The following is a 12,257-nucleotide window of genomic DNA, read 5'->3' on the forward strand; positions in this document are numbered from 1 at the left end:
TTCTAATTTGCATGTTTCTGTTTGATTACGGATTGTTCAATAGCAACGATGGCCGATCTGACAACGGACACGTCATCAAAATCATAAACTTTGTCACCAATGGTTTGGCCTTGCTCATGCCCTTTACCGGCAACAAGCAGAATATCACCCGCTTCCATATCAGCGACAGCTTGACGAATAGCACCGCCACGTTCCCCGGCATCAATACCGTTTGGGCAGCCTTGCATAATTTCGCGTCTGATTTCGATCGGATATTCTGATCTTGGGTTATCATCGGTGACATAAACACGGTCAGCCAGTTTTTCTGCGATTTCACCCATCACTTTGCGTTTCGCGCGATCACGGTCACCGCCGCAGCCAAATACAACGGCCAATTTATTTTTCACATGTGGTTTCATCGCCGTAAGCACGGTTTCCAGCGCATCTGGCGTGTGGGCATAATCAACATAAATGCGACCACCATCAGGATGCCTTCCGGCTTGCTCCATGCGTCCACGTACCGGGCGCAGGTAAGATAGCGCATTAAATGTTTTTTCTGCGTCCGCACCACAACCAATGACAAGCCCCGCTGCCATCAATGCATTACTTGCTTGAAATTTTCCAACAAGCGGCAGCGAAATGTCATAAAGCTTCGAATTATAACTTACGGTAATATCCTGACCGGACGATGAAGTTCGCTGATCAAGCAACCTGATATCACCCTGATCGCGTCCTACTGTAATAACCTCATGCCCTTTATCTTCGCATAAGGATTTCATTTCCCTTACGTGATCGCTATCGATATTCAAAACGGCTGCTTTTTTAGGTGGAAGTAATTCCGTGAACAGACGCTTTTTCGCATTAAAATAATCGGCTTCTGTTTCGTGGTAATCAAGATGGTCATGGGTCAAGTTCGTAAATGCCGCCGCCGAAATATCAACACCATCAAGCCTATATTGATCAAGTCCGTGGCTTGATGCTTCAAAAACAACATGATCCACACCCAAATCGGTTAGTTCCGATAGTGCCTTATGAATAACAACCGGATCCGGTGTCGTTAAGCCGGTATCCACATGATAATCATCCGCGTTGATACCAAGCGTCCCAACTGACGCCGATTTTAGCCCCAATTGTTTCCAGATTTGTTGAGTAAAGAAAGCAACTGATGTCTTACCATTGGTACCCGTAACTGCCGCTACATGATTTGGTTGCTTTTCAAAAAAACGTGATACAAAATGCGGAAAAATTCGCGCGGGTTGATCATCCGTGATCCAAACCACATTATCATTTTCTGTTTTTGCATCCGGCACACAAAGAATGGCTGCAGCGCCTGCCTCAATGGCATCATCAATGAAATCAGCGCCATTAAATTTCAACCCGGGAAGAGCAACAAAAAGGAAACCTGGCCCCACTTTACGGCTATCCGCCGTGATGCCGGTAATGTCCACATCATATTTATTATCTGTGTCGTTAATAATGTCGCTTAATTTCATTCTTCCGTTCCGGATACAAGCATTAATTCTTCAAATTCAATTATGTTTTTCTCTGCGGGTTCAACACCCATCAGCGGACCAACACGACTGATGATATTTCCAACAAGCGGGGCCGCCGTCCATCCACCAGATGCCATATTGAATGTTTCTTTGATCCCGTGCGGCTCATCAAGCATGGCAAAAATCACATAACGCGGGTTATCAATCGGAAAGGCTGAAACAAAAGACGAAATGATCTCTTTTTTATAACCGCGGAAGCCGTCACCTTTTTCCGCAGGCTTGTTTGCCGTTCCTGTTTTTCCGCCAATCAGATAGCCATCAACTTTTGCGCTTTTGCCGGTGCCATATTCAACAACCAAATGCATTAAATTACGCATAATCTCACTTGTTTCGGGTGAAAGAACCTGCTCGCTCTCTATATAGGAAACATCCTGTGCATAGGTATTATTTTTCTTGATTAAGGTGGCAGCATTAAGGCGTCCGCCATTAATCATCGCAGAAACACCAGTAGCAAGGTGCAAGGGGGTTACAGCGATGCCATGACCGTAAGATGTCGTCACAAGCTCGGTCGGTCCCCACTGATATGGCAAGATTGGGGCACCTTTTTCATGAATTTCAATGTCCGTTTTTCTAAAAAGTCCAAGCTTATCAAAAAATGCTTTTTGATTTTCAACACCGTTTTCCTGCGCCATTTTTAAAGTGCCGATATTCGATGAATATACATAAATTTCAGGAACACTTAACCAACGGTTTTTTGCATGGTCATCATGAATGGTAAAACCGGATACACGCACTGGTTTCGACGCATCATAACCACCCGAAAGATCCGTTATGCCATTTTCAAGGGCAGATGCGATAGTAAAGGTTTTAAAGCCGGAACCCAGTTCATAAGCCCCTTGTAAAATCTGGTTAAAGCGTCTTGAATCTGTTGGCTTCACATATTCATTCGGATCAAAATCCGGAAGCGAAACAAGCGCCACGACCTCACCCGTATTCACATCCATGATTACGCCGGCACCACCCTTGGCCGAAAACTTCTCCATCGAATTGCTGATTTCCTGATGAAGGATATATTGAAGACGCACATCAATTGAAAGTTCAAGCGGTTGTTCTGTCTTAAGCGGATCAGACAATCTATCATCAAAAAATAATTCTACGCCCGCGGATGGCTGATTATCCACACCGACTGATCCAAGAACATGTGACACCAAACTACCATGCGGATAAATTCTTTTTTCCGCATCGGAAAATACAAGCCCCGGTTCACCGAGCTTGTTAATTTCAAACATTTGCTTTGGTGTCAGTTTACGTTTAATCCAGACATGGCGCCTTTCGGACGTCAAATTCGCCAAAATATCTTCACGTTTAAGGCTCGGTAAAATTTCCGCAATTTTATAGGATAGAAGTTCCGCATTTTCGATTTTATGCGGATTAACACCAAGTGATGGTGTTTTTAAATTTGTTGCAAGAACAATACCATTACGGTCAACAATATCCGCACGCGCCGCAAGCATGGCCGTATTGGCGCTGGCGACCTGTCGATAATCCCCCTTGTTGGCTTGAAAAACCCCAACAGAGACAAGTTTAACGGTTAAAGTCAGAAATCCCAGAGCAAACAATGCCATCACGAAAATCATACGATTTCGGGCAACCTCGATGGCTCCTTGGCGCGCTCCCTCAACTTGCAAGTCAATCGGCTTCACTATTTGTTCCCTGTTAATTGCCTATCTTTGCCAATATTCTCTCATAAAGACTCTTCGTCTCGTTCTTCTCTTCCTGCTTTAATTCTTGTTGTTGTTGTTTTTGTGAATAATCAATCGCCACAACCCGTTCCGTATTGGACGGCGCAGGTCTATATGACGATTTAGCATTTGGATTAGGTTTTTGTCTTGGTAACAGCAATTGAAAATTATCAACTGGTAAACTAACGACTTGTACATTCTCACGTTTCGTAAGCGTTGTCACAGTCGCAACCATTTGATCATTACTTGCTGTTTCAAGTGCAAGATGTCTACGCGATAATCTCTCAATTCTTTCTGGTCTTGAAAGATACGCCATCTCGGCTTTTAATACTTTTATGGCCTCACGATCTTTTAAAATCTGGGCACTGATGTTTCTTTTTTCTTCTTCAAGGTCATATGTACCTTGCTTAAGGTTATAAACCGCCGCCGTTGAAATCATGACGGTTAAAATGGTGAAAGTCACAAAAATCTTAATCATGCCGCCACCTCATTTCCCCATGATGGCGCATTGGTACGGATACCCGCACGCAGTTTCGCCGAACGTGATCTCGCATTGATTTCAATTTCTGATTTGGATGCTTTTTTACCGCCGCGAAAAAGCATATCAAATGTTGGTGCTGGACCATCGTCCAATGACACTGGCATATGACGTGATCCGCGCGATGCTTCACCGCTTCTTTGCTTAAAGAATTCTTTTACAATGCGGTCTTCCAATGAATGGAATGTAACGACGGCTAATCTTCCACCAGGAGCAAGCATTTTTTCCGCAGCAACAAGTGCGCGTTCCAGCTCACCCAATTCATCATTCACATAAATTCTTAATGCCTGAAACGTTCTGGTGGCACCGTGAATTTGCTTTTTGCCTTTTTTATACTTTGGTCCCCCGACCGCAGCCTCAACCACTTTGGATAAATCAAGCGTTCTTTGAAACGGTTCTTCTTCGCGTCTATTTACGATGGCGCGTGCAACTCTTCGGGATGCGCGCTCTTCGCCGAATTTATAAATGATATTCGCAAGCTCTTCTTCGTCCATATCATTAACGACGTCAGCCGCTGACATTCCATCCTTGCTCATACGCATATCAAGCGGGCCATCATGCATGAATGAAAAACCGCGTTCCGCCTGATCTAGCTGCATGGATGAAACACCAATATCAAGCACGATACCATCAACATATTCCTGACCGCTTTCTTTCAATAGTCTTTCCATTTCTGAAAAACATCCCTGCAGCAGTTTAAATTTTCCCGGGAATTCTTTTGCAAGAACATCTGCTGTTTCAATCACATTTGGATCACGGTCAATGGCCCATAACATGGAAACATCATTTTCCAGTATTGCACGACTATATCCACCGGCACCGAATGTGCCGTCCACATATGTCTTGCCATTTTCTGGTGACAAGGCATCAATCACTTCGGGAAGCATGACGGAAATATGATCAATTTGCGCTTTAGCCACGACCATTTTCACCTCCGTCATTTCTGTCAGAACGAAAACGTAGCAAAGAACGCTTTTCTTTCACTTTATGTCTTGCTTTGGCAAGTTCTTCATCAAAGGCCTTGGGTTCCCAAATTTGGAATGTCTTACCCTTACCAGCAAAGGTGGCATATTCCGTAATACCCGCAAAATCCAAAAGTTCCTGCGGCAGGATAATTCGGCCATTACCATCAAATGTAAGTTCCATTAAGCCAGACATAAGCGCGAGACTAAATTCATCATGCTCATCTGAATAAGGGGCAAAATCCTCAAGACTATCGTTAATTTTTTCAATGTGAAGAAGGTCACAACATTCAATCGCGTTATGATTTACGGCTTGATAAACAACCACAGATTTTTGAAAGCCGGATGGAAGCGCCGCACGAAAAGAGGCTGGTACAGAGACCCTCCCTTTTTTATCCACCTTATTGGTGTATTTCGACATAAATAACGGCATTTAGTCGTCCAGCATTTCTTAATTTTATTATTCTGTGATTGTCAGGGCCTATTTACCCTAATATTACCTATAAATGGAATATCATAGGATATCATGCCCGTCAATGGGATTTAATATTGAAAACATGGCATTTCACACACATTCAAAACATCACTGTAAATGTTTTTATTCTTTAAAAACAAAGTATTACGTGAACGCTGAAAATCCCACAGGCGTTGAATCGACTGAATCGAAAAAAACACCTAAAATGGGTTTTTATGGGTAATTCATGATTTTTTGTAAGATTTTTGGACAGAATCGCAGAAAGACTCGGGCCTTTAATAGAGAATCGGAACAATTCCAGAAATTTAGGTCAATCGATCCCCGAGAGTACCAAATATGGTTTTAACGCGATCAGGTGGATAATCAAATTCAAGGCCAATAAAACCATTATTCGCCCATGAAACTTTGGATGGAATATTGCTGGTGCCTTTAATAGCAATCATAAATGTAGCCCCACGTTCGAGCGGAAGGTTTAATTTAATTTTGGCACCATAAAGCGATAAATCATATGCAATAGCGTCAAAGTAGTAGCTTCCGATATCAATTGATGATTTCAGAAGTACGTTCTGTCGGTTGCTTTTACGCTCTTGTTGTGTTGTCTCTGCGCTAATAACCTTTGTCCCAATTTGGTTTATTATTGCTTATCCCATTAATATATATAGACTATTATTTTTATAACGCATAGCAGAAAATAACAGGTCTTGAAAACATTAATTCAGATTTGCTGAAATTCGGGCTAGCTCTTTCTTGATTTCATCAGGATCACCCATAAAATCCAATCCGGAAAAACCTTGAGCATTCCATACAACTTTGACGCTTTGTTTGAATGTCCCATTAATTGTTACGGAAACGTTATCATCGTTCTTAAAGATCGCGTTTGATTTTACCCGCACTCCACCTAAAGATATATCAAATGCAGTACCTGGATGAACAACACCGTTCACAGTCAAGATAACCGGAAGTGTCACAGCCTTTCGGCTATGCTTCCTTGCATATCTATTATCTTTCATACGTACAGGCATCACTATCCTTTACTCATCAACAAATAAAGGATAGCAAAAACACTTTAATATTTTGTTAACTATTAAAAATATCTAATTTTTCAAATGATCGTCAAAGTACCGTTTTTGAGTTTCATAAACATGACGGCGACGCATACGATCACTACCCAATCTATGGGTTTGACCAGGATAAGCCATAAGGTCAAATTGTACGGCACGTTGCTGCATTTCATCAATCAGCATACTGGTATGATTAAAGAGCACATTATCATCCGCCATACCATGAAGAATAAGAAGCTTACCCTTTAAACCGTCAATATATGGAAATACACCACTTTTATCATAAACGTCTTTACCGGCACCATCCGTATGTCCAAGAAAACGTTCAGTATAATGTGTGTCATAAAGTCTCCAGTCCGTAACAGGCGCACCAGAAACACCAACCTTAAACACATCTGGTGCTGTAAACATACTCATTAGAACCATGTAACCACCATAACTGTGCCCCTGAACACCAATGTTATCAGTATCGATAAAATCAAGTGTTTTTAGAAACTCTGCACCAACGACCTGATCTTCAACTTCGACTTTACCCATGTGATGATAAAGCGCACCGGCAAATTCGGTTCCTTTATTAGATGTTCCACGGTTATCAAGTGTAAAGACAACATAACCATCTTGCGCCCATACCTGGAACAATAAATTATCCCATGATTTGTCAACCATCTGCGAACCGGGGCCGCCATATAATGCGAATATCACAGGATATTTCTTACCATCTTCCATGTTCGCCGGTTTATACATCCGGTAATGAAGATCATCACCGTTTTGATTTTGAATGACGCCAAATTCTGGTTGAATATGGTTTTTAGAGAAGGCGTAATAAGGATGATTGCTATCCAATTTATTTTCTTCGATCCACATCAGACGCGAACCATCCATATTATGAATGGAAACTTGCGGCGGTGTCGTCGTGTTGGAAAAATTATCAATATAACTGTTACCATCACCAGCAATAGTAACTGAATGCCATCCTTCACGTTTTGATATTTTAGTTGGGTTCGTCACCTTATCACTACCAAGTTTTACACTATAAAGATGACGTTCAAGATAATCAGTGGCGTTACCAACGAAATAAACATCGCCATTATCTTCGTTCGCGGAAATTGAACCATTCACGACCCACTCACCATCGGTTAATTGGCTAATAAGTGTACCATCATTTTTATAATGATAAATATGGCTAAAGCCGCTTCTTTCTGACTGCCAAAGAAACTCACTTCCATTTTTCAGAAACGTCAAACCATGATTTAAATTAATCCAAGTATCCGAGGTTTCCGTTAAAACAGTTCTGGTATCAGCCGTACCTGCATCTGCAAAAATCAAATCAAGTTGGGTTTGCCCACGGTTCTCTTTTTGGAAGAAAATACCACTGCTATCCGGAACCCATTTCACACGTGGCAAATAAATATCCTGCTCTTCTCCAAGGTCCACCCATTTGGTTACACCTGTTTCAATAGAAAGAATTCCAAGCTTTACGGTCACATTATTGGTGCCGGCACGCGGGTAACGTTCCTGAAGTACATTAAACCCGTCACGAACAACCTCGTATCTGCCGCGTTGATCAATATTTTTTTCATCAAACTGGATATAAGCAATATATTTTTCATCGCCGGACCACCAATACCCCGTATCACGGTCCATTTCTTCCATCGCGATAAATTCCGCAACGCCATTTTTAACCGTCGCGCTTGATGAAGTGGTTAATTGCTTATGTTCATTATTTCTGACGTCGACAATATGCAGGTTATTGTCTTCGATATAGGAAACATAATTTCCCCCCGGTGAAAAACGGCTATCGAGTTCATATTCAGGGTTATTGGTAATGCGAACTGTATTTCCACCCGCAAGCTCATATTGGTACAGATCCCCCCCTAATGGGAATAAAAGCTTTTTGCCATCTTTAGACCATGAAAAATCCACGATCCCAAGACTGGTGATACGCATACGTTCGCGTCTTCCGCGCTCTTCTTCGGAAAGTTCTTCGTTACCACCGGTAATGTCACTGGATTTAACAAGCAACTGTGCCGACTTGCTTTCAAGATTATATTCCCAAAGATCAAGAACGCGGCTATCTTCTTCACTGCTTTTTAGAAACGTGACGCGCTTACCGTCTGGTGAAAATTTTAACCCTCTTGGCACTGATCCACTTAAATTACCATTTTCGGTAATATCTTTAATGGTAAGCTTTCCTTCAGCCAATGATGGGCTAATCATTGCAGATGTCATTGAAAGCGACACCGCAGCCGTGATGGCCATATTCTTTAAAAAAGACATTTATAGTTCCCCTATATATAGAAATATTCATTATTTTGATGAGATGTTAACAATGAAGCAGATGCAAATCCACAGAAATCATGCATGAAAAATTGTCAGATGGCCTATAAGCCGGGTTCTGTCCAATGGTTGCCCATCTGTAAGATCATTCATCTAGGGTTTTTGTTGCCAAAAACCTCATGCAATCAACCCGAACGACACTCCGAAAGATAAGCGGCATAAAGCCAGCCGTTCCTATTTGATTTTGCACCCGGTGGGGTTTACCATGCCCTTTCTGTCACCAGAAAGGCGGTGCGCTCTTACCACACCCTTTCACCCTTACCTACATAGCAGGCGGTTTACTTTCTGCGGCACTTTCCCTGAAGTCACCTTCGCTGGCCGTTAACCAGCACCGTTCTTCCGTGGTGCCCGGACTTTCCTCTCCCTATTTAAAAAACAGGCAGCGATCTTCCGGCCATCTGACCAAAATCTTTTACCGCAAATTATAACTGAAAATCAACGTTGGAATGCAGAACTCTATTGAAGGCTATCTGCATAATCCCCAAGCATCGCTGCAATTGTTTCAACATCATCAATAAATTTCAAACCGACAAATGCATCCGCATGCCATGAAACAAGTGCTTCTACATATTCGAAATCTTTAATTTTAATGCTTACCTGTGCACCAGCCGCGAGTGGTAAATCAAGTTTCAACCTGACCCCACCAAGGGAGATATCATAAAGCATGCATTTAAATTCAAATTCATTAACAAGCAACGTCGCCGGCCATACGACCGTACGTCTTTTATAAGCACGTAATGATACCAATCCATCCCTGACATTGGCTTTATTGGCTGCCAGATTGCTGGCTTCTGGTTCTTGTTCTTTAGCCATGTTCCCACTTTCCATTTTCTTTCACAAATTACTCATACACGATGCTTCACAGAAAATACTTTATTCATAATCAGCGAAAGTGGTAAAAATTTCAATAATAAATATTTTTTTACTGGATATTCACCCGTGACTCAGGCAAATTGGGCGCGAAATATAAATCCAACTATGAAGTTTCATACGATGAACATTAAAAATATTTTTTCCATCATTGCTGTTTTATTCGCTCTAACGGCTTGTGAAAAAGCAGGGTTGGTTATTAAAAATGGTCCTGCGGGCCCTAATACTGGTGACCTGATTGATCCTCTACCGGATGACCTCGTGGCTGATAAGAATAACGCCAGACATGGTGATGATGATTTAAAACCGGTTATCAACTGATTTTAATCGGATCAATTCATCCAATATCAAACAACATTCCTGATCAATAATTCCGTCCAGTTTTGATGGGCGGTAATGTCTTTGGAACGCAACAATCAATTTTTCTATGCTATCTTCGATACCATATCCAAATTCTGCAAGTTTTGTTAAAAACTGGTCCATTGAATAAACATCGCAAGATTTTTCAGGATTAATGTCCGGCCAAATGCCGATCCCTTCCTTTGCAAGACGGGCCCAATCAAACAATTCACCTGGGTCAATTTTTCTCTGCCACGCGATATCGCTATGTCCCAACACATGGCATGGTTTAATATTATGGCGTGACAGAATTTCTTTTGATAATTTTATCAGTGCTTCCATCTGTTTTTCCGGAAACGGCCTATAAACACTTTCATAACCCGGATAAGGATGCCCTGGGTTCACGATTTCAATGCCGATTGATCTGTCGTTTAAACCAATATCTTCTTCCCATTTTGAAACACCCGCGTGCCACGCGCGCTTTTCTTCGTCGACCATGGCATAAACATCGCCATTTTCTTCGATTAGATAATGTGCGCTTACTTTTGCCTCTGCTGAACAAAGTCTATCTAATGCTTCCTTGCCAGAATGCATGCCCGTATAATGCATGATCAAATATTTTATGCCCGCACTCGTCCGATCATCAAAGTTTGGGGATTTACGCACCTTCATTAGCAATCACCTTTGATTTTCTTTTTAACTGCCAATCACGGTAATGAATGATGGCAAGGCCGCTTAATGTTACACCAGCGCCAATAACAAATTTTGTTGTTATCGCCTCATCCAAAAAGATCACAGCGGATATGGTTGCAAATACGGGTACCGTCACCATAAACGGCGAAATCAGCGTCACTGGAAAACGCCTAAGCAAGAAATTCATTCCCCCGTACCCCACAATCGTTGAAAGCACGGATGTATATAAAACCATGGAAATGCCAACCATATCCAAATTCATGACCTGTTCGACATGATTTTCTTCAAACGCAAGTGTCATAATGATAAAGGCCGGAACACTATAAAACGACACCCATGCTTGCGTTTGAAAAACGGGAACCGCGGTAATTTTTCGCATTACAATAACACCCACTGAATAAAGCGCCGTTGCCGCAAACACCACGATTACGGCCGCACTTTCTTCAAGCACTTGCGGTTCCAGCGTAATGATCAACACCCCGATAAAAGACACAATCACACCACTGGTGCGCCAATAGCTCATTTTTTCGGACAGGAAGAAATGCGCGAGTATCAAAGTAATTGGAATATTTAGCTGCACAACGACCGACATCGCTGAAACATGATTGGTTAAATCCATGCCTAAGAATATCAAGGCAAATTGAAACCCGCCGATAAGGTTGCCAAGAATAAACAACTTGATCATTTCACCCGGGACAACTTTCAACCACGGAAGCAACAAAAGAAAAACGATAGAAAACCGTAAAAGACCAAACAAATATGGATCAAGTTGCATCAAGCCAATTTTCATAACGGCAAAATTGACGCCCCATATAAAACATACAAACAAGGCAAATAGTGCATATCTTATTTGCATGATTATTCCTTACTTTATGTTCCGTATTTTACATATCTTGTCATATGCATCGTTGATGGCAGTCATTTTTTCATTGGCAACATCAATCAATTCTTCCGGCACGCCTTGCGCCATCAATAAATCAGGGTGATGTTCTTTAATTTGTTTACGGTATGCTGATTTTATCTCTTTATCCGATGCATCATGACTTACACCTAAAACGGTATATGGGTCGCTTTCATCCGGGCCCATATGACTTTCTTTAATGCGGGCAAATTCATTTTCAGGGAACCTGAATATACGTGCCACTTCATGCAGATAATCCATTTCCGCCGGATGCATCACCCCATCCGCCATCGCAATATGGAAAAGCAAATCTATAACTTGCTCTAGCACCGCCGGTTGGTTATGAAATTGGCGGTATAATTGTGTCGCGTATCCTTCGAAACCGGCAACTTCCTTTTTTGCCATATCGAAAAACCAACCAACACGTTTTACTTCGCTTTGGGGAACATGGAATGCTTTTTTAAAGACATTAATCTCATCACGGGTGACGACACCGTCCGCTTTTGCCATTTTGGCGCATAAGGCAATAAAACCAGCTGCGAATACCGCTTGTTCGGTTGATGCACCCACAGCACTTTTGGATGCTTTACCCGCGTAATGCACCGCCGCAGCGCCCAGCAATGCCCCAATAGGACCGCCAAGGGCCATACCGGCCGCACCGCCAATAATCGTTCCCCATATGGACATAAATTTTCCTTAAATGAAATTAATTAAATATGTTCTGAATTCATCAAGTCATATAAATGATCATTATTCAACAAAAAACAAGATGCGAACATAAAGTCATTTCTGCCGCTCTTTAAATTTTGGCTAATTTTTGCTATAATGGGCTATTGGGGCACCCAAAATCACCCGACGTTTTATTGC

General features: G+C 42.0%; 13 protein-coding genes and 1 other RNA gene. 1 reads left to right on the top strand and 13 read right to left on the bottom strand.

Annotated features, from left to right (window positions below; translation table 11 throughout):
* Positions 1–2: 2 nt before the first annotated feature.
* The 10 genes from KW060_RS13190 to KW060_RS13235 all read right to left on the bottom strand — a co-directional run bounded on the left by KW060_RS13190 (position 3) and on the right by KW060_RS13235 (position 9,400).
* Complete coding sequence (locus KW060_RS13190; RefSeq protein WP_249035856.1) at positions 3–1,472, bottom strand: UDP-N-acetylmuramoyl-L-alanyl-D-glutamate--2,6-diaminopimelate ligase; 1,470 nt, start codon at positions 1,470–1,472, stop codon at positions 3–5.
* Positions 1,469–3,175 (bottom strand): peptidoglycan D,D-transpeptidase FtsI family protein, encoded by a 1,707-nt coding sequence (locus tag KW060_RS13195; protein WP_249035857.1) that lies wholly within the window; start codon positions 3,173–3,175, stop codon positions 1,469–1,471. The genes KW060_RS13190 and KW060_RS13195 overlap by 4 nt, the downstream gene beginning before the upstream one ends.
* A gap of 13 nt (positions 3,176–3,188) precedes the next feature.
* Complete coding sequence (gene ftsL, locus KW060_RS13200; RefSeq protein WP_249035858.1) at positions 3,189–3,692, bottom strand: cell division protein FtsL; 504 nt, start codon at positions 3,690–3,692, stop codon at positions 3,189–3,191.
* Entirely contained in the window at positions 3,689–4,678 is a 990-nt protein-coding gene (gene rsmH, locus KW060_RS13205) for a 16S rRNA (cytosine(1402)-N(4))-methyltransferase RsmH (protein WP_249035859.1), read from the bottom strand. Before rsmH ends, ftsL begins: the two co-directional genes overlap by 4 nt.
* Positions 4,665–5,147, bottom strand: coding sequence for a division/cell wall cluster transcriptional repressor MraZ (locus KW060_RS13210; protein WP_249035860.1), 483 nt, complete (start codon positions 5,145–5,147; stop codon positions 4,665–4,667). The genes rsmH and KW060_RS13210 overlap by 14 nt, the downstream gene beginning before the upstream one ends.
* A gap of 347 nt (positions 5,148–5,494) precedes the next feature.
* Positions 5,495–5,827, bottom strand: a complete 333-nt coding sequence (locus KW060_RS13215) for a PilZ domain-containing protein (RefSeq protein WP_338050566.1) — start codon at positions 5,825–5,827, stop codon at positions 5,495–5,497.
* A 72-nt stretch (positions 5,828–5,899) separates the two neighbouring features.
* A complete protein-coding gene (locus tag KW060_RS13220; RefSeq protein WP_274757294.1) occupies positions 5,900–6,199 on the bottom strand; it encodes a PilZ domain-containing protein in 300 nt (99 codons plus the stop codon).
* An 84-nt stretch (positions 6,200–6,283) separates the two neighbouring features.
* Complete coding sequence (locus KW060_RS13225; protein ID WP_249035862.1) at positions 6,284–8,527, bottom strand: S9 family peptidase; 2,244 nt, start codon at positions 8,525–8,527, stop codon at positions 6,284–6,286.
* A 91-nt stretch (positions 8,528–8,618) separates the two neighbouring features.
* An RNA gene (gene rnpB / locus KW060_RS13230) (RNase P RNA component class A) lies at positions 8,619–8,989 on the bottom strand.
* Between the two features lie 54 nt (positions 8,990–9,043).
* Entirely contained in the window at positions 9,044–9,400 is a 357-nt protein-coding gene (locus tag KW060_RS13235; RefSeq protein ID WP_249035863.1) for a PilZ domain-containing protein, read from the bottom strand.
* A 180-nt stretch (positions 9,401–9,580) separates the two neighbouring features.
* Here KW060_RS13235 and KW060_RS13240 point away from each other — a divergent pair, with 180 nt between their 5' ends.
* The gene (locus KW060_RS13240) at positions 9,581–9,778 is read left to right on the top strand and encodes a hypothetical protein (protein WP_249035864.1); all 198 of its coding nucleotides are present in this window, start codon (positions 9,581–9,583) and stop codon (positions 9,776–9,778) included.
* Here KW060_RS13240 and KW060_RS13245 read toward each other — a convergent pair.
* From KW060_RS13245 to KW060_RS13255, 3 genes are read right to left on the bottom strand one after another with little or no spacing between them, the layout of a single operon-like run.
* A complete protein-coding gene (locus tag KW060_RS13245) occupies positions 9,758–10,468 on the bottom strand; it encodes an N-acetylmuramoyl-L-alanine amidase (RefSeq protein ID WP_249035865.1) in 711 nt (236 codons plus the stop codon). The genes KW060_RS13240 and KW060_RS13245 overlap by 21 nt on opposite strands.
* Positions 10,455–11,345 (bottom strand): DMT family transporter, encoded by an 891-nt coding sequence (locus tag KW060_RS13250; protein WP_249035866.1) that lies wholly within the window; start codon positions 11,343–11,345, stop codon positions 10,455–10,457. The genes KW060_RS13245 and KW060_RS13250 overlap by 14 nt, the downstream gene beginning before the upstream one ends.
* Before the next feature lie 9 nt (positions 11,346–11,354).
* Entirely contained in the window at positions 11,355–12,077 is a 723-nt protein-coding gene (locus KW060_RS13255; protein WP_274757295.1) for a TerB family tellurite resistance protein, read from the bottom strand.
* Between the last annotated feature and the right edge of the window lie 180 nt (positions 12,078–12,257).

Source organism: Pseudemcibacter aquimaris, assembly GCF_028869115.1.
GTDB lineage: Bacteria > Pseudomonadota > Alphaproteobacteria > Sphingomonadales > Emcibacteraceae > Pseudemcibacter > Pseudemcibacter aquimaris.

What these genes read in the sequence shown, in the direction of transcription:
- KW060_RS13240 (WP_249035864.1), top strand. Translation starts at nt 9,581, where the DNA reads ATGAACATTAAAAATATTTTTTCCATCATTGCTGTTTTATTCGCTCTA.
- ftsL (WP_249035858.1), bottom strand. Translation starts at nt 3,692, where the DNA reads ATGATTAAGATTTTTGTGACTTTCACCATTTTAACCGTCATGATTTCA.
- KW060_RS13210 (WP_249035860.1), bottom strand. Translation starts at nt 5,147, where the DNA reads ATGCCGTTATTTATGTCGAAATACACCAATAAGGTGGATAAAAAAGGG.
- KW060_RS13245 (WP_249035865.1), bottom strand. Translation starts at nt 10,468, where the DNA reads ATGAAGGTGCGTAAATCCCCAAACTTTGATGATCGGACGAGTGCGGGC.
- KW060_RS13255 (WP_274757295.1), bottom strand. Translation starts at nt 12,077, where the DNA reads ATGTCCATATGGGGAACGATTATTGGCGGTGCGGCCGGTATGGCCCTT.
- KW060_RS13235 (WP_249035863.1), bottom strand. Translation starts at nt 9,400, where the DNA reads ATGGCTAAAGAACAAGAACCAGAAGCCAGCAATCTGGCAGCCAATAAA.
- rsmH (WP_249035859.1), bottom strand. Translation starts at nt 4,678, where the DNA reads ATGGTCGTGGCTAAAGCGCAAATTGATCATATTTCCGTCATGCTTCCC.
- KW060_RS13250 (WP_249035866.1), bottom strand. Translation starts at nt 11,345, where the DNA reads ATGCAAATAAGATATGCACTATTTGCCTTGTTTGTATGTTTTATATGG.
- KW060_RS13190 (WP_249035856.1), bottom strand. Translation starts at nt 1,472, where the DNA reads ATGAAATTAAGCGACATTATTAACGACACAGATAATAAATATGATGTG.
- KW060_RS13225 (WP_249035862.1), bottom strand. Translation starts at nt 8,527, where the DNA reads ATGTCTTTTTTAAAGAATATGGCCATCACGGCTGCGGTGTCGCTTTCA.
- KW060_RS13220 (WP_274757294.1), bottom strand. Translation starts at nt 6,199, where the DNA reads ATGAAAGATAATAGATATGCAAGGAAGCATAGCCGAAAGGCTGTGACA.